The following is a 25,435-nucleotide window of genomic DNA, read 5'->3' on the forward strand; positions in this document are numbered from 1 at the left end:
ATGCGCAGCTGGTATCCGAGGCGCACTTCGCTGCGGCTGTCCGCGCTCGGCGCGGCGGCGGCCGCGGCGTTGCTGGTGCTCACCGGATGCGCGAGCCTGCCGGAATCCTCCGCACCCCAGGCGCTGGGCACCATCAATCGCCAGCCCACCTCCGACGGGCCGCCGCCGCCCATCGCCGGTCGCGATCCGGACCTGCTGCTGCGCGACTTCCTGCAGGCCACCGCGGATCCGGCCAATCGGCACCTGGCCGCGAGGCAGTACATGACCCCGTCGGCGTCGGCGCAGTGGGACGACGCCGCTGGCACCTTGATCGTGGACAAGGCCGATACGCTGCGCGAATCGCGCTCCGGCGATAAGGCGACCTACGTGATCCGGGCGCACAAGGTCGGCGAGCTGGCCGCCGACGGCGCCTACCGTGCCATCGACGCGCCGTTGGAAAACAAGATCGAGATGACCAAGGTCGACGGCGAGTGGCGCATCGATGAGCTGCCCGACGGCGTGGTGATGGAGCAGACCGCGTTCGCCAAGTCCTACCGCCGCTACGTGCTGTACTTCGTGGACCCGTCCAGCACCTCGGTCGTCCCGGATCTGCGCTGGATCTCGGTGGCCAAGAACCAATTGGCCCAGCGGCTGCTCAGCCTGCTCACCGAGGGCACCCAGCCCGCACTCGCCTCGGTGGTCCGCAATGAACTCGCGCCACCGGTGACCCTGCGCGGCCCGATCACCAAACCCAATAGCGACGACAACAACGTCGGGGTGGGACTCGGCGGGGTGCGCATCGATTTCGCGGGCGCGTCCGGACTGTCTCCGCGCGATAAGGAGCTACTGGCCGGACAGGTGGTGCTCACGCTGGCGGGCGCCGAAATCCTCGGCCCGTACATGCTGCTCGCCGACGGTAAACCGTTCGACGATCGCTTCGCCGCCAACGGCTGGTCGGTCGCCGACGTCGAACAGCTCAGCCCGGCCGTGTACGGGCGCAACCAGATCGGGCTGCACGCCCTGCGCAACGGTTCGCTGGTACAGGTCACCGACAGCGGCATGATCACCCCGCCCGGCTACTTCGGCGCGGTGAACAATCTGCAGTCGGTCGGGCTCTCGCCGGACGGACAACTGGTCGCCGCGGTCGCCGACGCCGGACGGCCCCCGCCGGGACCGCCGCGCACGCTGATGGTCGGCAGCTACGGCGGCAATGCCTTCCCGGTCGCCGAGGGTTCGACGATCAGCCGACCGTCTTGGAATGTCGATGGCACCGCGGCCTGGGCCGTCATCGATGGGGAGCGGGTCATCCGGGCGGTCACCGATCGCGGCACCGGGACGGTCTCGGTGCAGGAGGTCGATATCTCGGCGTTGACGGCCTCGACGCAGGGGTCGGCGCTGCGACTGCCGATTACCGAATTGCGGATCTCCCGCACCGGCGTGCGTGCGGCGCTCATCGCCGACGGCAAGGTCTATGTCGCGGTGGTCGAACGGCGCCCGGACGGCAAGTACGCGCTCACCTCGCCGCTGCAACTAGCGCTCACCCTCAGCACACGGGCGGTGTCGTTGAGCTGGCTTACCGAAGAAACCATCGTGATCGCGAGGGAGGGCAATGTCGATCCGCTGACAACTGTGTCGATCGACGGATCGCAGCCGACCCCGCAGATCAGCCAGAATCTGACCGCTCCCGTTCGAGTGGTCAGTGCCTCGCCGGAAGCCGAGTACGTGGGAGATTCGCGCGCGGTGCTCCAGCTCCAGTACAGCGATCAGACCGCGGACCGCTTCTGGCGCGAGGTGCCCGGCCTCAATGGCGAGAACTCGGTCCCGGTACTGCCCGGCTGACCGGCGGCCGCGAAATGAGCGCGGCGACAGGGCATTCGGCCGGTGTGAACCTGTCGGTGGGTGGGCGCAGACTCATGCGATGCGGACACTGCTCGATCTGATCCTGCCGATGGACTGCGCCGGATGCGGTGCGGTCGGGGTCGGCTGGTGTGCCGACTGCGCGGCGACGCTGGCCCGGCCGCCGGTGCGGGTGCGACCGCGCACCGATCCCGGTGTGCCGTGCTGGGCGCTCGGCCCGTACGCGGGTCCGGCGCGACGGGCGGTGCTCGCGGTGAAGGAGCGCGGGCGACGCGATCTCGCGGAGCCGTTGGGCCTGGCGCTGGCGACCGGTCTGACGCGGCTGCGCGCCGGTTCGCGGCCGCTGGTACTGATCCCGGCCCCGAGCCGGCGGGTGGCCGCACGACGCCGCGGCGGGGATCCGGTGGTCCGGACCGCGCGGGCGGCGGCGGGGTGGCTGCCGGATTGCCGGGTGGTACCGATGTTGCGGGTGTGGTGGGGTGTGCGGGATTCGGTGGGCTTGACAGTCAGTCAGCGCCAACACAATATGCGCGGTCACGTGGTGGCCGTGCCAGGTGCCGGCGCCGTACCGGAAATCCCGGCGAATGCCGAGGTCGTGTTGGTCGACGATGTGCTGACGACCGGCGCGACGGCCCGCGAATCGGTCCGTGTGCTCGGCCGGACAGGGGTGCCGGTATGTGCCGTGCTGGTGACGTGTTCGGCTTGACTCCGGGAAATTTGCGTGAACACTGGCGGACCGCCCGTTGGCGTACTAGCGTCGCGATCACACACCCGAACCGGGAGTTTGGAGGTGGCGCCTCGGACATCATGTGCCGAGAGAGTGTCTATCGGCACGGCTAATCCCGCCGCACGCACGTAGGTCTGTGCGGCCATATCCGGGAGGTACGCGTGACGACTTCTTCACGACCTTCAGTGAAAGTTGCCCCCTCTGTTAAAGAGGCCCAGTCGTCGGTGCTGGCTGACAGCACCTTGGAGGAGACAGCCGAACCCGTAGCGGACCGACCTCGAGCGCCTCGCGGCGATGTCGTGGTGAAGGGCCGCAATGTCGAGGTTCCCGACCATTTTCGAATTTACGTCGCGGAGAAACTCTCCCGTCTCGAGCGCTTCGATCCGTCGATCTTCCTTTTCGATGTGGAGTTGTTCCACGAACGCAACCGTCGTCAGCGCAAGGCCTGCCAGCGCGTCGAGATCACCGCGCGCGGCAAGGGCCCGGTCGTCCGGGCAGAGGCCTGTGCGGACAGCTTCTACGCTGCCCTCGAATCGGTGACCGGGAAGCTGGAGAGTCGTTTGCGCCGAACGAAGGATCGGCGCCGGGTGCACTATGGGGACAAGACCCCCGTATCGGTGGCCGAGGCTACCGCTGATCTGATCGACGATTCGCTGTTCGCACCGCTGCACGAGACCGCCGCGGCACACGAACATCCTGAGGTCGAGGGCCGTCGGCCCGCCGAAACCGAAGCCGAGGATTACGCGGCCGGTCCCGGCCACATCGTGCGGACCAAGGTGCACAGTGCGACCCCGATGTCGGTCGACGATGCGCTCTACCAGATGGAGCTCGTCGGCCACGACTTCTTCCTATTCCAGGATAAAGAGACCGACCGACCGTCGGTCGTCTATCGTCGCCACGCATTCGACTACGGCCTGATCCGGCTCGCGTAGGCTCCCCCGCTTCTCCGGGCATTCAGCCGATGAGCTGGGTGCCCGGAGATTTTTCGTTGCGGGAGCCGCTGTCCGGATCGGGATGGCGTCCGGCGCGGTTGCCGTGTGGACGATCAGCGTCGTCGGTCTCGGAAAAAGGTTCTGTGCAGCAAGGAATCTCGGCGTTGCGGGCGCATGGCCGCCAGCATGACCAGGTCGGCGAAGGTCTCCGCATCGCGTTCGCGCGCGGATTCATAATCGCTGCGCCCCAGCACATATGCGATGGACTCCGGGGAGATCGATGGCAGCAGTTCGGCGATGGCCGACAGCGGTCGCGGGGTCGGCGCGGATGTCTCGGTCGCCGATTCCGGTCCGTGGCCGAGCAGCATATGGCCCAGTTCGTGCACGATGATGTGCTCGGCATGCCATTCGGTGGTATCGGCGCCGTAGACGATGATGTCGCTGTCGCGCTTGGCAATCCACAGACCGCTGCCGGTGCCGCAGCCGGTGCCGGCGAGCAGTGCGGTGTCCACCGGTTGCAGGGTGATGGTGCGGCCTCGATGGTCGGCGACGGCATCGAGGTAGGTGCTCAGATTCCAGGGGGACGGTATCGGTACGTCCCGGGATACCTCCCGGAACCGGTTCTCCATACCGGGCATTCGTGGCGATCTCCTACAGCGCTGCGGGTAGCTCACGATGCTAACCCAGCCGTCGGAAACTGCCCGGTCCGCGGTCACCGTGCGGGTTGGTCCGTACTTTCGATGAGGGTGGCCAATGCGGTGAGATCGACATCGGAGCCGCGCAACGCGATGCTGGCGACATTGGCGTCCCGCATGGTGGCCAGCAGTTCGAGTTCGCGATCGATCGCGGCCGCCACCGCACCGGTGGTGGTCAGATAGTCCGCGCTCACCCCGAAGCAGTGGGCGATCGCGGCGAGCAGGTCGGATTTGACTGGTGTGGAGTCGAATTCACCTCGGCGCAACCGGTCGAGCTGGGCCGCCGGGATGGTGCGGCCCAGCTGGGTGCCGACCTGTTCGGCGACCGAGGCGGTCGTGCGCTCTGGCTCCGAACGTGGGTGCACGGTCGCGAAAAGTCGATTCACCTTGTGGCTGAGCGTCAGTCGCGCTCGATTCGTCGCATCGTCGGTCATCTGCGTCGCCCTCTACTGCTTGCCGTTTCGAATCGCTGCCGCACCCGGATTGGCTGCCAGCCAGCGCGCGCGGAATCTGGCCTCGGTGCTGGCGTCCACATCCTCCACGCGCCCGGCCAGCCAGCGACGATAGCGGCGTTCCAGTAGTTCGGCGGGATCGCTCGATTCGGCTGGCACGTCCAGCAAGTGGGAGAACGCCATGGCGACCAAGGGGTGCAGGGGGCGCCCCGGGCCGCCGTTGCGTTCCAGCATTGCGGTGGCATAGCGCGCGGACAGTCGAGAGACGACGTCGTTCAGCTCCGAAATGGCCAACAGCAGTTGGGGTTCGGTGGTCCGGACGCGTTCGACCGCGTCGTTGAGCCGACCGGAAGCCGCGAGCAGCCCGGTCAGATCCGATATTTCGAAGCGGATCGAATCGGGTCCGGAGACGATCGACTCGTCGGTGCTCGCGGTATGCGCCGCGCCCTCGCGCGCGGTCGGGTCGCCGCCTGCGTAGGTGCGTGCCGCACTGCCGGGTAGCCAGCGCAGGGGCGCGTCGAGTTTGTTCAGAGTGTGCGTGCTGATCGCCGCGTCGCCATCTTCGATCTTGCGGATCGTCGGCGCCGAGGGCCCTCCCAGATCACCGATCTGCATCTGTGTCAGGCCGAGTTCGTCTCGGCGCTCCTTGATGATTCGGCCGAAGCGCTTATGTCGCGACAGCTCCGAAGGGCTCTGCATAGTGAGGCTCATGCTAGAGCGCTTTCGGGTGAAAAGACAACTTCATAGAAAAGATTTGAAAAACTAATGGAAAGATTGCTATCGTTTCCTTGCGCCGGAAGAGTGTCGACGTCGGCCTTGCAGGTTCCGGAACGAGCAGGGGCGTTCGCCGGGACGGGCGCTCCCGGTCTGTTGCGCAACGGCGCGCCGCAGGCCGGGACCGGTTGAGCGCAGGCTCGTTTCGGGTGTACCGGCGTCCCGGCTCAGCGGCATTTGGAGGGGATCGCTGAGCCGGGTACGTCGGGCCTGGACCTTGAACTTACTTCCGAGTAAGTTTGTGGGGTAGGTCTCTCGAGGAGGACAACCCCATGGCTACCGATGCTGCTCGCCGTGCCGTCATCGTCTCCGGTGCGCGTACGCCGTTCCTCAAGGCGTTCACCGATTACACGCGGATGGATTCGATCGCGCTGGCCGATGCCGCGGTGCGCGGGCTGTTGGAGCGGACCGGGCTGCCCGGCGCGCAGGTGCAGGCCATTGTCTGGGGCGGGGTGATCCTGCCGAGTGCGGCGCCGAATATCGCGCGCGAGATCGCCTTGGATCTCGGTCTCGACGCCGGGTGCGAGGGGTACACGGTGACGCGGGCATGCGCCTCCGGACTCCAGGCGATCACCTCGGCCGTCGCGGCGATCGAGCGCGGCGAATACGACATCATGATCGCCGGCGGCAGCGATTCGACCAGCAATGCCGAGGTGAAGTTGCCGCAGAAGCTGGTGCACGCCGGGGCGCCGCTGGCGCTGGGCAAGCCGAAGCCGAAGGACTACCTCGCGGCCGCGCGTCAGCTCGCGCCGTTCACCGACCTGCTGCCGAGCCGACCGAAGATCGCCGAACGCACCACCGGTGAGGTGATGGGGGAATCGGCGGAGAAGATGGCCCGCATCCACGGGATCAGCCGCGCGGATCAGGACGAATTCGCGGCGCGTTCGCATCACCGTGCCGCCGCGGCCATCGATTCGGGTCGCTTCGATGACGAGGTGCTGCGGGTGCGTACGCCGGACGGCGCGGATATCACCCGCGATGGATTGGTGCGCGCGGGTACCAGCGTCGAGAAGTTGGCACGGCTGCAGCCGGTCTTCGCCCGCGACGGCAGCGTCACCGCGGGCAATGCCAGCCCGCTGACCGACGGTGCGTCGGCGGTGCTGCTGATGAGTGAGGAGACCGCGCATGCCCTCGGCTATCGCCCGCTGGCCGCGTTCCGGTCGTGGAGCTATGTCAGCGTCGACCCGACCGACCAGGTGTTGATCGGTCCGGCCATCTCCATGCCGCGTGCCCTCGATAAGGCCGGAATGTCGCTGGGCGATATCGATTTCGTCGATATCCACGAGGCCTTCGCCGCCCAGACGCTGTCGGTGCTGGCCGCACTGAACAGCGACGAGTGGGCCAAGAACCGCCTCGATCGCGATAGCGCCGTCGGCGAGGTCGATATCGACAAGCTCAATGTGCACGGCGGCTCGGTCGCACTCGGCCATCCATTCGGTGCGACCGGCGCGCGCATGGTTACCACAATGGCCACCGAGTTGGCCCGCACCGGCAAAAGCGCCGCCCTCCTCGGCATCTGCGCCGCAGGCGGCATCGGCGCATCGGCGGTGCTGGAGCGCGTCTGACGTAGGACCTGAACGCGACGTGCGCGGCACCCAACTCGTATGACCTAAAGGCGCGGAGAGGCGGGCGAGTAGGTTTCTCGGTGGACAGCGTCGGTCAGGGGGCGGCCGGTGCGCCAGCCGAAGCGTTCGAGGTCGGGTACGCGCTGGAATTCGTGTACCGGGCCGATGCACAGCCAGGCGACGGGGCGGATGCCTTCGGGTAGGGCGACCAGGTCGGCCAGGAATTCGCTGTCGTAGAACGAAACCCACCCGACGCCGACCTGCTCCGCGGTGGCGGCCAGCCAGAGGTTCTGGATGGCCAGGACCGCCGAGTAGATGCCGGTTTCGGGGACGGTGGCGCGTCCGAGGACCTGCGGGCCGCCGCGGTGATGGTCGTAGGTGACGACGATGCCGGTGCCGCTCTCGGTAATACCCTCGATCTTGATCGGTTCGAAGGTCGCCGCCCGCTCCGGCGGCAGCGCATCCCGGAATTCGATCCGCTTCTGCGCGACATGCTCCGCGAACTTCCGCAGCGTCGCATCCTCGCGCACCACCACGAAGTCCCACGGCTGCGAATTGCCGACACTGGGCGCGCGGTGTGCGGCATCGAGTATCCGCCACAGCGTCGCATCATCGACGAGGTCACCGGTGAATTCGGCCCGCACATCCCGCCGCATCCGGATGGCCTCGTAAACGCTCAGATCTTCCGCACACACGCCCTCAGTCAACCAGCCGCAACCCGCGCTTCCGTCGAGGCCCAGGGAGATGCTGCGAGCGCATCGGCCGCGAGCCGATATGCCCATCGAAAGGCGAAGGCGCCCACGGGCTTCCGTGGGCGCCTTCGTTGCGACTGTGCGTCAGCCGATCGGCAGGGCCCGCCGCGCGATCCGGCGACGGCCCTGCTTCAGCGCGGTGCGCAGGCCGCGGCGCTTGCCGGTCACCGGGTCGAAGCTGGGGGCGGTAGCACCCTCGAACTTGCGCTCCGAGGCGGTTTCGGGGGCATCGTCGGCGGTGGCGCGCAGGTACTTGTTCGGCAGCGAGAGCTTCAGAATGGTGCGCCAGGACTTGAAGTACTGCACCGGAAGGGAGCCGGTGGTGTAGGGCAGGTCGTACTTATCGGCCAGCTGCCGCACCCGCACCGCGATCTCGGCGTAGCGGTTGCTCGGCAGGTCCGGGAACAGGTGGTGTTCGATCTGGTGGCTCAGGTTGCCGGTCATGAAGTGCATGAACGGGCCGCCGGAAATATTGGCGCTGCCCAACATTTGGCGCAGGTACCACTGGCCCTTCGATTCGCCATCGATATCGGCCTTGGTGAACTTCTCCGCACCGTCGGGAAAGTGGCCGCAGAAGATCACGGCATTGGTCCAGACATTGCGAATGATATTGGCGGTGAGGTTCGCGGTGAGCGTCGAGACGAATGCGGGCCCGGTCAGCAGCGGGAACAGCAGGTAGTCCTTGCCGATCTGCTTGCCGATCTTGACCAGCACTTCCTTGCGCTTGACCTCGAATTCGGCTCGCTCGGGCGAGTCCGGCTTGTACCGGCCGACCTTGCCCAGCTCGAGATGCTGCACCGCGACGCCGAATTCGAAGAACATCTGCAGCAGCAGGTTGTAGACCGGGTTGCCGATATTGAACGGCTTCCAGCGCTGGTCGCGGGTGACGCGCAGCAGGCCGTAGCCGATGTCGTCGTCCATGCCGAGCACATTGGTGTACTTGTGGTGCAAGTAGTTGTGCGTGTGCTTCCAGTGCTTGGACGGGCCGGTGTTATCCCATTCCCAGGAGCTGGAGTGGACCTCGGGATCGTTCATCCAGTCCCACTGCCCGTGCATGACGTTGTGCCCGATCTCCATGTTCTCGATGATCTTGGCGGCACTGAGCAGGGCGACACCGGTGAACCAGGCGGGCGGCAGGAAGCTGGCGAACAGCACCGCGCGGCCGCTGATCTCGAGCGCGCGCTGCAGCCGGATGACATTGCGGATGTACCGCGCGTCGCGAGCACCGCGCGAGGCCTCGATATCACGGCGGATCGCGTCGAATTCCGCGCCTAGTGCCTCCACATCGGCCGCTGTGAGGTGCGCGTATTCCTTGACATCCGAGATCGCCATGGCGGTTACAGTACCGTAAGTTACGAGACCGTAGGTTACAGGGAACGTCTCCGTGTTGTGGTTTATCCCCCATTGCAAATGGGAACGGCGGATGCTATCTCATTTGCGGCGTCGGATCCGGCGGATCGCCCGCTCACGCGCGGCTTTCCGCTGCAATGTCGCCTTTTCCTGACGTGCCTTCTCCTGCAGCGCCAGCTTCGCCTCGCGCAATACTTCCTTCTCGTGCCGGGCCTTCTCCCGCAGCGCCACCTTGGCCTCGGTCAGTGCCGAACGCAGTCCGCGGCGCTGACCGGTCTCCGGGTCGACGGGCAGCCAATGCGTCTCGTGCCACTTATCGGCCCAGCGTTCGGCATTGGGCATCGAGGGCATGGCGGGCAGCGAGATGCCGGCGAACTTGCGCTCCGAAGAGGTCTCCGGCGCGTCATCGGCGGTGCGCTTGAGGAAGCGGTCCGGCAGCGCCAGCTTGTGGATGGTCCGGAAGGCGAGCAGATACTGCTTGCCGAGTGAGCCGGTGGTGTAGGGCAGGTCGTACTTATCGCACAGCTCGCGGACCCGCACCGCGATCTCCGGGTAGCGGTTGCTCGGCAGATCGGGGAACAGGTGATGTTCGATCTGGTAGCAGAGGTTGCCGCTCATGAAGGCCATCGCGGGCCCGGCCTTGAAGTTGGCGCTGCCCAGCATCTGGCGCAGATACCATTCGCCGCTCGTCTCGCCCTCGAGCTGTTCGATGGTGAATTTCTCGGCGCCGTCGGGGAAGTGGCCGCAGAAGATCACCGCATAGGCCCACAGGTTGCGTACCAGGTTCGCGGTGGCGTTCGCCTTGAGTGTCGACCAGAACGCGGGGCCGGTGAGCGCGGGGTAGAACAGGAAGTCCTTGGCCACCTGGCGGGTGATCTTGCGGGCGAACTCCTTGTTCGGCTCCGACATCAGCTCCTTGGGCGGTACGCCGGACAGTTCCTTCTCGATGCTCCAGTCGTGCAGCGCGATGCCCCATTCGAAGGTGGCCGCGAGCAGGATATTCGCCAGCGGCTGGACCAGGTGGATCGGCCGCCACTGCTCGTCGCGGGTCATCCGCAGGATGCCGAAGCCGAGGTCCTCGTCCTTGCCGAGCACATTGGTGTAGGTGTGGTGGGAGTAGTTGTGCGCGCGGCGCCACTGCGCCGACGGCCCGGTCATATCCCATTCCCAAGTGCCGGAGTGGATCTCCGGATCGTTCATCCAGTCCCACTGCCCGTGGCTGATGTTGTGCCCGAGCTCCATATTCTCGATGATCTTGGCGACCGACAGCATGGCCGTTCCGGTCAGCCAGGCCCAGCGGTTGCGGCTGCCGAACAGCACGGCGCGCGCGAGCACTTCGAGGCCGCGCTGCGCGGCGATAGTGCGCCGGATGTACTTCGCGTCACGTTCGCCGCGGGACAGCTCGACGGAACGTCGAATCGAATCGAGTTCCTGCCCCAGTGTTTCGATGTCGCTCGCCGTGAGATGAGCGAACGCCTTGATATCGGTGATGGCCACCGGGGTCCTTTCCCCTGACTGGATGTACCTCGAGGGTACCTGCCGGATCCTCCCGGCGGGTGGGCAGAGTGCTAGCTGTCTCAGACGTCGAGCGTGCAGTCGCCCGCCGCGGCCGAGATACAGGTCTGCACCTTGTCGCCCTCGCGGCGCTCGTCACCGTTGCGCAGATCGCGGGTGTGTCCGGAAGCCAATGTCACGACACAGGTTTGGCAGATGCCCATCCGGCAGCCGAACGGCATCTGCACACCGGCGGCCTCGCCCGCCTCCAGCAGACTGGTCGCGCCGTCGACCTCCGCGGTGCGCCCGGTCTTGGCGAAGGTGACGGTGCCGCCCTCGCCGATGGCGGAGCGTTCGATCTCGAATCGCTCGACATTCAGGCGATCGCTGATGCCCGCCTCGCGCCAGTGGTGCTCGATCTCGTCCAACATGGCGGCCGGGCCGCAGGCCCAGGTCTGGCGCTCGCGCCAATCCGGAAACCGCTCATCGAGTGTGCTGAGCGAGAACCGGCCCTGCTCGTCGGTGAGGTGCAGATGCGAGGAAAAGCCGGGGTGCCGGTCGGCCAGGTCGCGCAGGTCGGCGCCGAACATCACATCATCGAGGCTCCGCGCGGAGTGCACATGCACAACATCGGTGACCACATCGCGGCGATCCAGCGCCCGCAGCATGGCCATGACCGGGGTGATGCCGCTGCCCGCGGTCAGGAACAGCACCTTCTCCGGCGGCGGCGACGGCAGCACGAAACCGCCCTGCGGCGCGGCCAGCCGGACGACGGTGCCTTCGGCGACACCGCTGACAAGGTGGCTCGACAGGAAGCCCTCCGGCATCGCCTTCACCGCGATCGAGATGGTGCGCTTGCCGCGGTGTTCCGGATCGGTCCAGTTCGGCGGGCAGGTCAGCGAGTACGAGCGCCAGTGCCAGCGGCCGTCGACCAAAATGCCGATGCCGATGTACTGACCCGGTTCGTATTTCCAGTCGAAGCCCCATCCCGGCTTGATGACCAGGGTGGCCGAATCGGCGGTTTCCTTGCGCACCTCGACAATTCGGCCGCGCAACTCCCGCGCGGACCACAGCGGATTCGCGAGGTGCAGATAGTCGTCGGGCAGGAGTGGCGTGGTCACACGTGCGACGGCGCCGCGCAACACGTTCAGCCGTCCGCCGCGCTCGGCGACCTCGGCCGCCGGAGCCTCCAGCCACTCCCGGACCGTGCGCACCGAGGATGCCGCTTTTTTCAAGACCATTGCCGCAGTTCGTCTCCCTGTCGTGCGGCCACCAGCAGGGCCGCCTCGCTGTCAGGTTACGGCATCGTAGGTTAGCGTGGCATGCGCAGGTGCGGGCTCACCGTGATTCGGCCCGGATCACAGCAATTCGAGCAGGAACGGCAGTTCCTGCGCGGCGTACCAGGCGAGCTGATGATCCTCGGCGTCGCCGAGCACGAACTCGGCGTCCGTATCGCCGAGATCGGCCGCGTCCACCACATCGACCGCCTTGGCCACCTCGGGTTCGGCCTCGGCCAGATCGACATGCACCGACGCGATCCGGTCGTAACCGATCGGTCCGGCCAGCCGGACCACCGCGTCATCGAGGTCGGGGCGCAGCTTCGCACCCGTCACATCGGCGGCGATGACCGCGCGCCGGTAGACCGGACTGTGGTAAGTGACGGGGCCGTCGGCGTCCTCGGAATCGTCATCGTCGGCGCTGTCCCCGGCCGCCTCCTCGCGCTCGGCGGCCAGTAGCCGCAGCGCGGCCCGCGCGGCCTCGGCCATCGCGACCTCGGCCAACTCCTCGTCGTCACCGGAGGCGTAGGCCTCGCGCAGGGTCGGAGTGACCGCGAACGCGGTACCGCCGACCGCGCGCAGTTCCCGGTTCGCGACGAGCTCACGCAGCATCGGCACGGTGGCGGGTATGTAGACCCGCAGAGTGTTCTGATCAGACGCAGGCACCGAGCATCTCCTCCATGGACTCGTGCACCGACGCGGCCAGCACACCGATATCGGCCATCGCGTCGCGGTCGGCGTTGAGTCCGTAGAAGACGCGTCCGTCATAGGACGTGATCCCGATGCTCGAGGCCTGGTTGCGCAGCAGCGGCGACACCGGATACATCTCCAGCATCCGCGCGCCGCCGATATACATCGGGGTCTGCGGACCCGGTGCGTTGGTGATCACCAGATTGAACGTGTGCTCTGCGAACGTACTCGCCGCCCGCACGCTCATCGCATGCAGGCTGGCCGGAGCGAATCCGGCCAGGTGCACCAGGGTGCGTGCCCGAACCCCGCGCCGGTGTTTGCCATTGGCCTCGGTGGCATGGGAGATGTGCGAGAGCCGCATTACCGGATTCGGTTCGCCCACCGGCAGATCGATCAGGAACGAGGACACCTCGCTGACCGGTTTCAGCTGGTCGTCGATGCCCTCCACATAAACCGACATCGGCACCACCGCGCGCAGCACGGCCGATTCGGTGAGCGCCTCACCCCGCGAGAGCAGCCAGTTGCGCAGCGCGCCGGTGACGACGGCCAGGATCGCGTCGTTGATCGAGCAGTTGAAGCGCTTGCGGATCTTGCGGTAGTCCTCCAGATCCGTGCGCACCACATCGAAGCGGCGATTGCGCGAGGTCTTGGCGTTCAACGGGCTGTCCGGTGCGCCGATGGCCGCCGCGCGCACCGCCGAGACCACCGAGTCCACCGCCTTGCCCGCGGCCTCGACCACCGAGAACGCCTGGGCGCTGGCGTCGCGGGCGACCTCGAGCACCTCGCGCGGCTGCCCGGCCAGGTGGGTGAGAGCACCGACCAGCAGCTCCGCCTCATTGGGTTCGCGCGGCGCGACCCACGAGTCGTCGGCGATGCCGCGCGGAGAGGGGCTGGTATCGAGGATCACGTGCCCGATCTCGAGCGCGGTATCCCCGTCGACCAGTGCCGAATGGGTCTTGGTGAAGATCGCGGACCGGCCCTCGGTGAGTCCCTCGATCAGATACATCTCCCACAGTGGGCGGCTCTGATCCAGTGGACGCGACGCCAGCCGAGCCACCAGATCGTGCAGCTGACCGTCGCTGCCCGGAGCGGGCAGTGCGGAGCGGCGGATGTGATAGGTGATATCGAAATGGCTGTCCTCGACCCAGACCGGACGGCCGAGCGCGAAGGGGATCTCGCGCACCTTCCTGCGATAGCGGGGGACCAAGGAGAGCCTGCTCTCCACCAGGTCGACCAGCCGGTCGTAGTCCAGTGCCGGTTCCCCCTGCGCGGAGTCGCTGCCTCGGACGATCGCAAGGGAGCCGATGTGGATCGGATTGCTACTCGACTCGAGCCGATAGAACGACGCGTCCTGCGGCGTCAATCTCGTGATCACGCTGCCCGGTGCTCCTTCCGATGTGGCTCCCACCCGAGCCGTCTGCATCGCCTATTGTGGTCGCCCACAACGATCCGTCCTGCCTCCTGTGGCATATCCAGCGATATCCGCGCACCCCTTTACCTGAACCCCAGATCCGTGGGAGGGTTCATCGGTTCGGTTCCGGGGTACTCGATTCGATCACAGCGAGCGGGGGTACCGCGCGGGACATGCCCAAGAGCCGCGCTGCCCTACGTCATCGCATGCCGCCCGACCTCAGCAGATGGGGGTCGATGCGGTCGGCGCCACGGACGACTTACATCGTATGACACCGACAGTGAAACAGGTTCGACTCCCATTCGATTGATCGAAGTTCCCATCGGTCCGCGCTATCGGACACCGCGAGCCGCCATTTCTCGCCCGCTCTTGCGCGCAACAGACGGGTACGGTGAGAAGAAACGGCTGCCGCCTCGGTGGTAGCGGCGGGTGCGGCGCCGGGGCGCTGGTTACCGGCTGGCTCTTTCGAGCGACCTCCAAGCAGTCGCTACGGAACTAGCATGGTGGCCGCATTACCATGAACGGTGCAGCGGATTCCGCCATGCTCGGCGGGGGCCCTGAGCACACTGCCCGACCCGGGTGACGGCCGAACATTTGACACACCGACCAGAGGACTGACGAGACCCGTGCCTGCGCTGACACTGACGAGGTTGCTACGGATTGGTGAGGGACGCACGGTCAAGCGGCTCGCCCACCTCGCGGATGAGGTCCTCGCGCTCGGGCCCGAGTTCGAGGAGCTCACCGACCACGAGCTGCGTGCCAAGACCGACGAGTTCAAGGAGCGCTACGCGGACGGCGAATCGCTGGACGATCTGCTCCTCGAGGCGTTCGCGGTGGCCCGTGAGGCGTCCTGGCGCGTGCTCAACCAGAAGCACTACAAGGTGCAGATCATGGGCGGCGCGGCACTGCACCTGGGCAATATCGCCGAGATGAAGACCGGTGAGGGCAAGACCCTGACCTGTGTGCTGCCCGCCTACCTCAACGCCATCTCCGGTGACGGTGTGCACGTGGTCACGGTGAACGACTACCTGGCCAAGCGTGACGCGGAGTGGATGGGCCGGGTGCACCGCTTCCTCGGGCTCAGTGTCGGCGTGATCCTGTCGGGGATGACCCCGGCCGAGCGTCGCGACTCCTACAACTCCGACATCACCTACGGCACGAACAACGAGTTCGGCTTCGACTACCTGCGCGACAATATGACCCACTCACTCGACGATCTGGTCCAGCGCGGGCACAACTTCGCCGTGGTCGACGAGGTCGACTCCATCCTCATCGACGAGGCCCGTACCCCGCTGATCATCTCGGGTCCGGCCGATGCCTCCTCGAAGTGGTACGCCGAATTCGCGCGCATCGCACCGCTGCTGAAGAAGGACCTGCACTACGAGGTCGATATCAAGAAGCGCACCATCGGCGTGCACGAGGCGGGCGTGGAGTTCGTCGAGGATCAGCTCGGCATCGACAACCTCTATGAGGCCGCCAACTCGCCGCTGGTCAGCTACCTGAACAACGCCATCAAGGCCAAGGAGCTCTACAACCGGGACAAGGACTACATCGTCCGCGACGGCGAGGTCATCATCGTCGACGAGTTCACCGGCCGCATCCTGGTCGGGCGCCGCTACAACGAGGGCATGCACCAGGCGATCGAGGCCAAGGAAGGCGTCGAGATCCAGCCGGAGAACCAGACCCTGGCCACGATCACGCTGCAGAACTACTTCCGCCTCTACGACAAGCTCTCCGGTATGACCGGTACCGCCGAGACCGAGGCCGCCGAGCTGCACCAGATCTACAGCCTCGGTGTCGTGCCGATCCCGACCAATAAGCCGATGGTTCGCGCGGACCAGTCCGACCTGATCTACAAGACCGAAGAGGCCAAGTTCTCGGCCGTGGTCGACGATGTCGTCGAACGGCACCAAAAGGGTCAGCCGGTGCTGATCGGTACCACCAGCGTCGAGCGCTCGGAGTACCTGTCCAAGCAGTTCACCAAGCGCGGTATCGCGCACAACGTGCTCAACGCGAAGTTCCACGAGAAGGAAGCCGAGATCATCGCCGAGGCGGGCCGACCGGGTGCGGTCACCGTCGCGACGAATATGGCCGGTCGTGGTACCGACGTCGTGCTCGGCGGCAATCCGGACATCATCACCGACATCATCCTGCGCAGGGAGGGGCTGGATCCGGTGGAGACGCCGGAGGAGTACCAGGCCGCCTGGTTGCCGACGTTGGAGCGGGTCAAGGCGCAGACCGCCGAGGACGCCGACGCGGTGCGCGATGCCGGTGGCCTGTATGTGCTGGGCACCGAGCGGCACGAGTCGCGGCGCATCGACAACCAGCTGCGCGGTCGTTCCGGTCGTCAGGGTGACCCGGGTGAGTCCCGGTTCTATCTGTCGCTGGGTGACGAGCTGATGCGGCGCTTCAACGGCGCCGCGCTGGAAGCCATCATGACCCGGCTGAATCTGCCCGATGACGTGCCGATCGAGGCGAAGATGGTCTCCAAGGCCATCAAGAGCGCGCAGACCCAGGTCGAGCAGCAGAACTTCGAGATCCGCAAGAACGTGCTCAAGTACGACGAGGTGATGAACCAGCAGCGCACCGTCATCTACGGCGAGCGCAACCGGATCCTGCGCGGTGAGGATATGGAGGGCCAGGTGCAGGAGATGATCACCGACGTGATCACCGCCTACGCCGATGGCGCCACCGCCGATGGCTACGTCGAGGACTGGGATCTGGACAAGCTGTGGACGGCCCTGAAGACGCTGTACCCGGTGAGCCTGGATTACCGGGAGCTGACCGGCGAGACCGGCGTCGGCGAGGCGGGCGACCTGACCAAGGACGAACTGATCGAGGCGCTGCTCGACGATGCGCACGACGCGTACGAGAAGCGCGAACAGCAGATCGACGGCCTGGCGGGCGAGGGTTCGATGCGCAATCTCGAACGCCAGGTACTGCTTTCGGTGCTGGACCGCAAGTGGCGCGAACACCTCTACGAGATGGACTACCTCAAGGAGGGCATCGGCCTGCGTGCCATGGCGCAGCGCGATCCGCTGGTCGAATACCAGCGCGAAGGTTTCGATATGTTCGCCGCGATGCTCGAAGGCCTCAAGGAGGAGTCGGTCGGCTTCCTGTTCAACCTGCAGGTCGAGGTGCAGCAGCCACAGCCGGAGAGCGTTTCGGTTGACCAGGGCCTGCGTTCCCCGGTCGGCGCGATGTCCGCGCCGCGTCCGCTGCCCACCCAGGAAGCCGCTCCCATTGCCAACGGAGCTCCGGCGGCGTTGCGCGCCAAGGGCATCGACGACCGTGGCTTGCGCGGCTTCAGCTACTCGGGCCCGGACGAGGGCGGTCACGCCGCCGTGCACAACGACGCCGAGGAGTACGGCGACGGCGAATTCGGTGGTACCACCCGCCGCGAACGCCGCGAGGCCGCCCGCGCCGAATCGAAGGGTAAGCGCGCACCGAAGTCGCGTCGTCGACACTGATTCGCCGATCACGAAGGCGCCCATGGACCGTGCGTCCATGGGCGCCTTCGCGTCTGTGCGGCCGACCCTTTCGAGCGACCTGCGAGCATTCGCTAACGGCCACGAGGGCCGGTGCGGCGGAGTAGCTTCGAGGCGTGGACCGGGACGGTGTCGAGAAATGGGTCGGTGGTTACGAACGGGCCTGGCGTTCGCCGGGCACCGGACTGCTCGGCGAGCTGTTCACCGAGGATGTCGAATATCTGGTATCGCCGTGGGCGGATCCCATTGTCGGTCTCGAACCGCTCGGGGTGTTCTGGGAGGCCGAGCGCAGCGGACCCGACGAGTCGTTCACGATGGCCTCGGAGATTGTCGCGGTGCAGGATTCGACCGCCGTTGTCCGGGTGAGCGTGGAGTATCGGTGGGATACGCTCTCGCGCTGGCGTGATCTGTGGGTGTTGCGGTTCGACTCCGACGGTCGGTGCACCCGCTTCGAGGAATGGCCTTTCGCCCCGGAACAGCCCGACGGGCATTAGAGATTTCGGCGACTACCAGGAGTCGTTGGCGTTGAGCGCGGTCAGCAGGAGCCGGATGGCCGCCACGCGACGTTCCTTGCCGGGCAGTGCGTCCAATGCGCATTCCGGATCCGCGGGCGGACCGAGATGGGTGCAGCCGCGCGGACAGTCCTCGATGGCGGCGGCCAGATCGGTGAAGGCGGCGATGACGTCGTCGGGGGTGATATGGGCCAGGCCGAAGGAGCGGACGCCGGGCGTATCGATGACCCAGCCGCCCCGGGGCAGTGCCAGGGCGACGGATTGGGTGGAGGTGTGCTTGCCCTTGCCCACGCCGGAGACCTCGCCGACGGCTCGATCCGCGTCGGGGACAAGGCGATTCACCAGCGTCGACTTGCCGACGCCGGAGTGGCCGATGAAGGCCGTGAGACGGTCGGTGAGCAGCTCGAGGACCGGATCGAGTGGGTCGTCGATGCCGCCGTAGATAATGGTGAGGTCGAGATCGTCGAAGGCGGCGGCGAATTCGGATTCGGCCGCCAGATCGTGTTTGGTGAGGCACAGAATCGGTTGCAGCCCACCGGCATATGCGGCCACCATGGCCCGTTCGACAAAACCGGTGCGTGGCGGCGGGTCGGCGAGGGCGACCACGATGAAGAGCTGTTCGGCATTGCCGACGACGATCCGCTCGAAGGGATCGGTGTCATCGGCGGTGCGACGCAATACCGTTCGGCGTTCGGCGACGCGGACGATGCGCGCGAGCGTATCGGGTCTTCCGGAGAGATCGCCGACCACGTCGACCTGGTCGCCGACGACGATCGGGGTGCGGCCGAGTTCCCTGGCCCGCATGGCGACGATCAGTTTGTCCCGATCGCCGTCGAGCACACAACCCCAGCGGCCGCGGTCCACCGAAACGACCATGGCCGACTCCGCATCATTGTGCTGCGGACGGGTTTTCGTGCGTGGACGCGACGATCTGCCCGGGCGTACCCGGACATCCGACTCGTCGTACTCGCGTTTTCTCAGCGGGCCGCTCCCTGATTCGAGAGCGTCGGATCGAGCATCCGCTCCCACAGTCCGACGAATCCGGGCAGCGTCTTGGCCGTGGTGCCGATATCCTCGATCGCCACGCCCGGCACCTTCAGTCCGAGAATCGCACCGGCGGTTGCCATTCGGTGGTCGGCGTAGGAGTGCCAGTTGCCGCCGTGCAGCGGGGCCGGGGTGATCTCCAGTCCGTCCTCGGTTTCGGTGACATTGCCGCCGAGCCGGTTGATCTCGGTGGAGAGGGCCGCGAGCCGATCGGTCTCGTGCCCGCGCAAATGTGCGATGCCACGCAGCCAGGACGGCGAATCCGCCAGTGCCGCAAGGGCGGCCACGGTCGGGGTCAGCTCGCCCACATCGTGCAGATCGATATCGATACCGGCGAGCCGCTCCGGGCCGCGCACGGTCAGCAGACCGTCGAAGCGGGTCACCTCGGCGCCCATGCGCACCAGGATCTCCCGGATCACATCACCGGGCTGGGTGGTCAGGCGCGGCCAATGCGGGATGCGGACCTCGCCGCCGGTAACGGCGGCCGCCGCGAGGAAGGGCGTGGCATTGGACAGATCCGGCTCCACATCCCAGTTCACCGCGCGGATCGGGCCGGGGGCGACGGTCCAGGTCTGGGCCTTGCGGCTGTCGGTGGGTGCCTCGACCGCGACTTCGGCGAGCCGCAGCATCTCCACCGTCATCTCGATATGCGGCATGGAGGGCAGCGCCTTGCCGTCGTGGTGCACCACGATGCCCTCGTCGAAGCGGGCCGCCGACAACAGCAGACCGGAGACGAACTGCGACGATCCGGAGGCATCGATGGTGACCGCGCCGCCGCGCAGCGCACCCTTGCCGTGCACGGTGAACGGCAGCGCGTTGCCCTCGATATCCGCGCCGATGCGGCGCAGCGCGTCCAGGATGGTGGCGAGCGGGCGGACCCGGGCCTGCTCGTCACCGTCGAAGGCGACATCGCCGGTGGCCAGGGCCGCGACCGGTGGCAGGAACCGCATCACGGTGCCCGCCAACCCGCAGTCGACGGTGCCGCTGTGCAGCGGCGCCGGCGTCACGGTCAACGTATCCTCGTCGCCCTCGATCCGCGCGCCCAGTGCCCGCAGCGCGCCGATCATGAGTTCGGTATCGCGGCTGCGCAGCGCGCCGGAGATGGTCGAAGGGCCCTCGGCGAGCGTGGCCAGGATCAAGGCCCGGTTCGTGATCGATTTCGATCCGGGCAGGGTCACGGTCGCGTGCACGGGGACATCGACATGGGGCGCTGGCCAGAAACTCACCCGTCCATCTTCACCCATCGCGTACCCGGACACGCGGGCGGTGTTGGATTTGCCGCGCCTGCTCTGTCTAATTGCAGCGCCTGCGGCGCATGCGCTTCGACGACTCGGACGCGAGACGGGCCGCGAACGGTCGCTCGTAAGACTCGCTCCCTTGTGGTCGCCTCGAGTGAGCAGTTCGGCGCTCGAGGTGCACCGGCCAGTGATCGGATTCGCGCCTGCGGCGCACGCGCTTCGGCGGGTTCGGCTGAGTTCGATGGCCGCGCCTTTGCGGAGACGCAACGGACTGCGAACTCGTGAGATTCGCTCGGTGGTGGTCAACGGTGGGGGTGGGCTCGCCAGGAAAGACGAGCCCGACGCGCAAACCTACTTGTGGCGTCCGTGCAGGACCGGGACCAAGCGGCGCAGGAGTTTCATGGTGGACTGGGTTCGCGAGTAGCTGAGCAGCGCCATGCCGGGAATCGCGAAGCGCTGCACCGCGATCGAATGCGGACGGGCGAATTCGCGCAGACCGGGCTCGCCGTGGATGCGGCCGATACCGGAATCGCCGACACCGCCGAAGGGCAGGCCCGCGATGGCGGCGAAGGCGAGCACGGAGTTCACCGAGGTGGCGCCGACGCGTAGTCGACGGGCGATATCCAGGCCGTTCTTCTTCGAGTAGACCGCCGAGGACAGGCCGTACTTGGACTTGTTCGCCAGCTCGACCGCCTCGTCGATGCTGTCCACCGTCCGGATGGTGACGGTCGGGCCGAAGGTCTCCTCGGCGACCGCCTCGGAGCTCTCGTCCACATCGACGAGCACGACAGGCTCGATGAACGGCCCCTTGACCGATTCCGGTCCGCCGAGCACCGCGGTGCCGCCGTTCTTCAGCGCATCGTCGATATGGCGGCGCACGATATCGATTTGGCTGGGCATGGTCATCGGACCATAGGCGGCATCGGAGCCCGAGCCCGGTTTGATGTCGGTCAGGATGCGCTTGACCTCCGCGACGAAGTCATCGCGTACCGAGCGATCCACGTACACCCGCTCCACCCCGGCGCAGGTCTGGCCGCTATTGGCGGTGGCGCCCCAGGCGACGGCGTCGGCGGCGGCCTTGATATCGGCATCACCCGCGACGATCACCGCGTCCTTGCCGCCGCATTCCAGCAGTACCGGGGTCAAGGATTCGGCGGCCGCGGCCATGATCTTCTTACCGGTGGCGGTCGAGCCGGTGAACGCGATCTTGTCCACGCCGGACTTGACCAGCTCGGCGCCGGTCGCGCCGTAGCCGTTGATGGTTTCGAAGATCCCTTCCGGCAGTTCCGGATTGGCCTTCTTGAACGCGTCGGAGAGGAAATTGCCGATGCTGGTGGAGAATTCGCTCGGCTTGAAGACCACGGCGTTGCCCGCGGCGAGGGCGTAGGCGATGGAGCCGTTCGGGGTGTAGACCGGGTAGTTCCACGGGCCGATGACGCCGATGACGCCGAGCGGGCGCTGCTCCAGCCGGGCCGAGAAGTTCGCCATGAACGCCCCGGGGGCGACTTTCTTGGGCGAGAGGACTTTCTTGGCATTCTTGGCCGCCCAGGCGATGTGCTCGAGCGCGAGCATCAATTCCAGGAACGCGTCGTCGAGCGGTTTGCCGTTCTCCTTGTGGATCAGCGCGGTGAATTCCTCGGAGTCCGCGACCAGCTGGCTCGACCAGCGCAGCAGGTGTTTGCGCCGCTCGTCGAAGCTCAGTCCGCCCCAGGTCGCGGCGGCACTGCGGGCCTTGGCGACGGCTGCGTGCACCGCGTCCGCATCGGCGATGGTATGCGTGCCGATGACCTCTCCGGTGGCCGGATCGACCGATGTCAGCGCCGTCTCCGGTGCCGCTGGGGTGGTCTCGATGGTTGTCACGGTGGGTCTCTCCTCTTGCCGAGATAAGTTAACGGCCATTCCCTTGAGATGATGCTATGTCACAACTCTCACCAGGTCACCATCTACCATCAATTCTTCCCGAGTCTGTCGGCACCTAGTGGAAGTATCGAGGTATGTGTGGCAGATATGCGACAACTACCGATCCCGGTCGGCTCGCCGTCGAGCTCGATGCCATCGACGAAACCCCGACCGGTGACGGCGGCGGGTTCACCAACTACAACGTCGCGCCGACCACCCAGGTGCTCACCGTGGTCGAGCGGCACGAACACGACCATCCGGACGATGAGGCCGAACTGCGCATCCGGCGGATGCGGTGGGGCCTGATCCCGGTGTGGACCAAGGCCGCCGAACCCGGTGTGCCGGTGAAGGGTAAGCCGCTGTTCAACGCCCGCGCCGATAAGGCCACGACCACGGCGTCGTTCCGAGACGCGGTGAAGTACCGCCGCTGCCTGGTGCCGATGGACGGCTGGTACGAGTGGCTGGTCGAACCGGATGCCGCAGCCAAGGGCAAGGTCGCCAAACATCCCTATTTCATGGCGAATGCCGATGGATCGCGGCTGTATATGGCCGGGCTGTGGTCGGTATGGCGGGACCGTTCGCTGCAGGCGAGCGAACCGCTGCTGTCCTGCGCCATCCTGACCACCGACGCCGTCGGCGAACTCACCCACATCCACGACCGGATGCCGCTGCCGATGCCGCGCGAGCATTGGGATGCCTGGCTGGATCCGGACCATCCGGCACCGGCCGCGCTGCTCGAGACCCCGAGCGTCGAGTCGGTGGCGGGCATTGTGGCGCGGCCGGTTTCGTCGCTGGTCAACAGCGTGCGCAATAACGGCCCGGAGTTGCTGGCGCCCTTGGACATTCAGGCGGGTACGGAAAAGGCCGGGCAGATCAGCTTGTTGTGATCGCCCGGCCCACCGTGCATCGACTCAGAGCTGGCACTTCACGCTGTTCGTCACGATATTCAGCGCACACTTGACGATATTGCCGGCCAGGATGGCCATACCGCCGGCCATGTCGATGACCTTGCCCGCGACACCGCCGCCCAGCTTCTCGGCCTTGTCGACCCTCTCATCCTTCTTCGGGGGGCCGTCTTTCTTCGGCCCGTCGTCAACGACATGCTCGTTGAACGGGAAGTCGTTGACCTCGATCACCAGGGGACCGCCGGGTGCGGCGGTGGCCGTCGGCGCCGACAGCGCGACCGGGCCGAGGGCGAGTAGGAGAACTCCGAACAGGGTGACGATCACGGTGCACAATCGCTGGCGCGCGGGCATTTCGCATCACATCCTCGAGTCGGACGATCTTGGCCCGTTCAGTAACGCACAAATGTTGCTGGCTCGGTGCTGCTTTATCCCGTTTATCCCGATATGACCGGTGCGGTGACCGCATCGGTGAGTCGGACCAGATCCGCTGGCGCCAGTTCGATCTCCAATCCGCGCCGTCCCGCACTGCACAACATGCGGTCATAGGCCAGCGCCGAGGCATCGACGACGGTCGGCAGCAGCTTGCGCTGGCCGAGCGGGGAGATGCCGCCGAGTACGTAACCGGTGATTCGCTCGGCCTTCGCCTTATCCGCCATCGCCGCCTTGGGCGCGCCGAGCGCGGCGGCGGCCGCCTTGAGCGACAAGGTATTCGGCACCGGCAGCACCGCGACCGCGAGTGCGCCGGTCGACAATTCGAGCACCAGCGTCTTGAAAATCTGTGCCGCCGACACACCGACCTCGGCCGCGAGGGCGTCGACGGCCTCGGCGCCATAGGACTCGGCACGCGGATCGTGTCTATAGCTGTGCACGCGATGGGCGACACCGGCCTTGGCCAGGGTGCGGATCGCCGGGGTCGAGGCTCCTGCCATGCGGCCACCCTAGTCGCGACGTAAACCCGCTCGGCAAACCGTTTTCGGTGCGGAGAGTTCGCCGCGGGAACACAGTCGAGCACCCGCATGTTGCATGCGAATACAGAAACCCAACGGCGGTACGACGTGAAGGAGAGGTCGGTGCCCGTTCTGCTCGAAGAGCGCCCGGTGGCGTCAGCTGTGCTGGATATGCGGCACATTCGGCCCCCGGCATTGTCGCGCTCTGTTGCCGCCTTCGGGCACGTAGATGGTGCCGCGGGGGACGCTCGGTTCCCACTCGATCCGACCGCGCCTGTAGATTTGGCAGGTACGGCGATCGAAGGGATTGGTGTGACGAGCGACGATGACGTGGTGACCGACGGTGCGGTCGGCGCCGCGGTCGACGATACCGAGCTGGTGCAGCGGTTCGAGCGCGATGCGCTCCCGTTGCTCGACCAGCTCTACGGTGCCGCGCTGCGCATGACCCGGAATCCGGCCGATGCCGAGGATCTGGTTCAGGAAACCTACGTCAAGGCGTTCCAGGGCTTCAAATCCTTCAAGGAGGGCACCAATCTGCGTGCCTGGCTCTACCGGATCCTGACCAACACCTACATCAACTCCTACCGCAAGAAGCAGCGTCAGCCCGCGCAGTACCCGACCGACGAGATCACCGACTGGCAGCTCGCGGCCACCGCCGAGCACACCTCGACCGGCCTGCGTTCGGCCGAGGTCGAGGCGCTGGACGCGCTGCCCGACGACGACATCAAGGCGGCGCTGCAAGAGCTGCCGGAGGAGTTCCGGATGGCGGTGTACTACGCCGATGTCGAGGGCTTCCCGTATAAGGAAATCGCCGACATCATGGGCACTCCCATCGGTACGGTGATGTCCCGGCTGCATCGCGGCCGCAAGCAGCTCAAGGGTTTGCTCGCCGATGTGGCGCGCGAACGTGGATTCAACCGCAACGGCGCGGAACGCCAGGAGGTCAAGCAGTGAGTACAGAGCGTGACCCCGATATGGAGTTGGACTGCACGGCGGTATTGGCCGATGTCTGGCTGTTGCTCGACAACGAGTGCGACCAGGCCACCCGCGAGCGGCTGCAGCACCACATGGAGCACTGCTCGCCGTGCATCGAGGCCTATGGCATCGAGGAGAAGATCAAGAGCCTGCTCAGTCGCAAGTGCGGCGGCGACCGAGCACCGGATACGCTGCGCGATCGGCTGAGCGTGGAGATCCGTCGCTCCGTCACGGTGACCCGGGTCGAGACCACCGAGTAGTTCCGCCTGATTCCGCTCAGCGCCCTGGACACAGAAAAAACACCGAGTGGCACTTCTTCCTGTTGGAAGACTATGGCCCTCGGTGTTTTTCGTATCCGTTACGGCTCAGGCGTTCGGACGCTTGCCGTGGTTGGCGGCGCTGCCCTTGCGGCTGCGCTTCTTACGACCACGCTTACCCATCGGTAGTCTCCCTTCTGCGGATCACCCCCGCG

24 protein-coding genes are annotated in these 25,435 nt (G+C 66.4%); 9 read left to right on the forward strand and 15 right to left on the reverse strand.

Features of this window, described 5'->3' with window-relative positions:
- The 3 genes from lpqB to hpf all read left to right on the forward strand — a co-directional run bounded on the left by lpqB (position 1) and on the right by hpf (position 3,495).
- Positions 1–1,818: an MtrAB system accessory lipoprotein LpqB gene (lpqB, locus tag ACQP2D_RS08145; protein WP_433683089.1), complete on the forward strand. Its 1,818-nt coding sequence runs from the start codon at positions 1–3 to the stop codon at positions 1,816–1,818.
- A 79-nt stretch (positions 1,819–1,897) separates the two neighbouring features.
- Positions 1,898–2,542, forward strand: coding sequence for a ComF family protein (locus ACQP2D_RS08150; RefSeq protein ID WP_433683090.1), 645 nt, complete (start codon positions 1,898–1,900; stop codon positions 2,540–2,542).
- A gap of 245 nt (positions 2,543–2,787) precedes the next feature.
- Entirely contained in the window at positions 2,788–3,495 is a 708-nt protein-coding gene (gene hpf / locus ACQP2D_RS08155; RefSeq protein WP_433683091.1) for a ribosome hibernation-promoting factor, HPF/YfiA family, read from the forward strand.
- 113 nt (positions 3,496–3,608) lie between these two features.
- Here the strand turns inward: hpf and ACQP2D_RS08160 are convergent, their stop codons facing one another.
- From ACQP2D_RS08160 to ACQP2D_RS08170, 3 genes are all read right to left on the reverse strand, one after another.
- Positions 3,609–4,133, reverse strand: coding sequence for a hypothetical protein (locus ACQP2D_RS08160; RefSeq protein ID WP_433683092.1), 525 nt, complete (start codon positions 4,131–4,133; stop codon positions 3,609–3,611).
- Positions 4,134–4,207: 74 nt separating this feature from the next.
- The gene (locus ACQP2D_RS08165; RefSeq protein WP_433683093.1) at positions 4,208–4,624 is read right to left on the reverse strand and encodes a hypothetical protein; all 417 of its coding nucleotides are present in this window, start codon (positions 4,622–4,624) and stop codon (positions 4,208–4,210) included.
- 12 nt (positions 4,625–4,636) lie between these two features.
- Positions 4,637–5,341, reverse strand: a complete 705-nt coding sequence (locus ACQP2D_RS08170; protein ID WP_433683094.1) for a helix-turn-helix domain-containing protein — start codon at positions 5,339–5,341, stop codon at positions 4,637–4,639.
- A gap of 347 nt (positions 5,342–5,688) precedes the next feature.
- Between ACQP2D_RS08170 and ACQP2D_RS08175 the strand changes: the two genes are divergently transcribed.
- Complete coding sequence (locus tag ACQP2D_RS08175) at positions 5,689–6,981, forward strand: acetyl-CoA C-acyltransferase (RefSeq protein WP_433683095.1); 1,293 nt, start codon at positions 5,689–5,691, stop codon at positions 6,979–6,981.
- Between the two features lie 44 nt (positions 6,982–7,025).
- On the opposite strand, the gene bluB is transcribed toward ACQP2D_RS08175, so the two are convergent.
- The 6 genes from bluB to ACQP2D_RS08205 form a co-directional block, all read right to left on the reverse strand.
- Positions 7,026–7,661, reverse strand: a complete 636-nt coding sequence (bluB, locus tag ACQP2D_RS08180) for a 5,6-dimethylbenzimidazole synthase (RefSeq protein WP_433685581.1) — start codon at positions 7,659–7,661, stop codon at positions 7,026–7,028.
- Between the two features lie 156 nt (positions 7,662–7,817).
- Complete coding sequence (locus tag ACQP2D_RS08185) at positions 7,818–9,065, reverse strand: fatty acid desaturase family protein (RefSeq protein ID WP_433683096.1); 1,248 nt, start codon at positions 9,063–9,065, stop codon at positions 7,818–7,820.
- A gap of 99 nt (positions 9,066–9,164) precedes the next feature.
- On the reverse strand, positions 9,165–10,580 hold the full coding sequence (locus tag ACQP2D_RS08190) for a fatty acid desaturase family protein (protein ID WP_433683097.1): 1,416 nt from the start codon (positions 10,578–10,580) through the stop codon (positions 9,165–9,167).
- Positions 10,581–10,660: 80 nt separating this feature from the next.
- Positions 10,661–11,818: a ferredoxin reductase gene (locus ACQP2D_RS08195; RefSeq protein ID WP_433683098.1), complete on the reverse strand. Its 1,158-nt coding sequence runs from the start codon at positions 11,816–11,818 to the stop codon at positions 10,661–10,663.
- Positions 11,819–11,935: 117 nt separating this feature from the next.
- Positions 11,936–12,466, reverse strand: coding sequence for a DUF6912 family protein (locus tag ACQP2D_RS08200; protein WP_433685582.1), 531 nt, complete (start codon positions 12,464–12,466; stop codon positions 11,936–11,938).
- A gap of 40 nt (positions 12,467–12,506) precedes the next feature.
- The gene (locus ACQP2D_RS08205) at positions 12,507–13,919 is read right to left on the reverse strand and encodes a WS/DGAT/MGAT family O-acyltransferase (protein WP_433683099.1); all 1,413 of its coding nucleotides are present in this window, start codon (positions 13,917–13,919) and stop codon (positions 12,507–12,509) included.
- Positions 13,920–14,581: 662 nt separating this feature from the next.
- On the opposite strand from ACQP2D_RS08205, the gene secA reads away from it, so the two are divergent.
- Positions 14,582–17,425: a preprotein translocase subunit SecA gene (gene secA / locus ACQP2D_RS08210; RefSeq protein ID WP_433683100.1), complete on the forward strand. Its 2,844-nt coding sequence runs from the start codon at positions 14,582–14,584 to the stop codon at positions 17,423–17,425.
- A 134-nt stretch (positions 17,426–17,559) separates the two neighbouring features.
- Positions 17,560–17,937 (forward strand): nuclear transport factor 2 family protein, encoded by a 378-nt coding sequence (locus ACQP2D_RS08215; protein ID WP_433683101.1) that lies wholly within the window; start codon positions 17,560–17,562, stop codon positions 17,935–17,937.
- A 12-nt stretch (positions 17,938–17,949) separates the two neighbouring features.
- Here the strand turns inward: ACQP2D_RS08215 and rsgA are convergent, their stop codons facing one another.
- From rsgA to ACQP2D_RS08230, 3 genes are all read right to left on the reverse strand, one after another.
- Positions 17,950–18,831 carry a ribosome small subunit-dependent GTPase A gene (rsgA, locus tag ACQP2D_RS08220; RefSeq protein WP_433683102.1) on the reverse strand — a complete coding sequence of 294 codons (882 nt, stop codon included), beginning with the start codon at positions 18,829–18,831 and terminating at the stop codon, positions 17,950–17,952.
- Between the two features lie 101 nt (positions 18,832–18,932).
- Complete coding sequence (gene aroA, locus ACQP2D_RS08225) at positions 18,933–20,243, reverse strand: 3-phosphoshikimate 1-carboxyvinyltransferase (protein WP_433683103.1); 1,311 nt, start codon at positions 20,241–20,243, stop codon at positions 18,933–18,935.
- A 345-nt stretch (positions 20,244–20,588) separates the two neighbouring features.
- Complete coding sequence (locus tag ACQP2D_RS08230; RefSeq protein WP_433683104.1) at positions 20,589–22,136, reverse strand: aldehyde dehydrogenase family protein; 1,548 nt, start codon at positions 22,134–22,136, stop codon at positions 20,589–20,591.
- A 95-nt stretch (positions 22,137–22,231) separates the two neighbouring features.
- On the opposite strand from ACQP2D_RS08230, the gene ACQP2D_RS08235 reads away from it, so the two are divergent.
- The gene (locus ACQP2D_RS08235) at positions 22,232–23,023 is read left to right on the forward strand and encodes an SOS response-associated peptidase (protein WP_433683105.1); all 792 of its coding nucleotides are present in this window, start codon (positions 22,232–22,234) and stop codon (positions 23,021–23,023) included.
- Positions 23,024–23,047: 24 nt separating this feature from the next.
- Here the strand turns inward: ACQP2D_RS08235 and ACQP2D_RS08240 are convergent, their stop codons facing one another.
- Together ACQP2D_RS08240 and ybaK are read right to left on the reverse strand one after the other, a co-directional pair.
- A complete protein-coding gene (locus ACQP2D_RS08240) occupies positions 23,048–23,392 on the reverse strand; it encodes a hypothetical protein (protein ID WP_433683106.1) in 345 nt (114 codons plus the stop codon).
- Positions 23,393–23,475: 83 nt separating this feature from the next.
- Positions 23,476–23,970: a Cys-tRNA(Pro) deacylase gene (ybaK, locus tag ACQP2D_RS08245; RefSeq protein WP_433683107.1), complete on the reverse strand. Its 495-nt coding sequence runs from the start codon at positions 23,968–23,970 to the stop codon at positions 23,476–23,478.
- Between the two features lie 87 nt (positions 23,971–24,057).
- On the opposite strand from ybaK, the gene ACQP2D_RS08250 reads away from it, so the two are divergent.
- Positions 24,058–24,942: a sigma-70 family RNA polymerase sigma factor gene (locus ACQP2D_RS08250; RefSeq protein WP_433683108.1), complete on the forward strand. Its 885-nt coding sequence runs from the start codon at positions 24,058–24,060 to the stop codon at positions 24,940–24,942.
- Positions 24,943–24,962: 20 nt separating this feature from the next.
- Positions 24,963–25,223, forward strand: coding sequence for a mycothiol system anti-sigma-R factor (gene rsrA, locus ACQP2D_RS08255; RefSeq protein ID WP_354961574.1), 261 nt, complete (start codon positions 24,963–24,965; stop codon positions 25,221–25,223).
- A 105-nt stretch (positions 25,224–25,328) separates the two neighbouring features.
- Here the strand turns inward: rsrA and ACQP2D_RS08260 are convergent, their stop codons facing one another.
- Complete coding sequence (locus ACQP2D_RS08260) at positions 25,329–25,403, reverse strand: 50S ribosomal protein bL37 (protein ID WP_095887907.1); 75 nt, start codon at positions 25,401–25,403, stop codon at positions 25,329–25,331.
- Positions 25,404–25,435 lie beyond the last annotated feature (32 nt).

The organism is Nocardia sp. CA-119907, from assembly GCF_050955995.1.
GTDB lineage: Bacteria > Actinomycetota > Actinomycetes > Mycobacteriales > Mycobacteriaceae > Nocardia.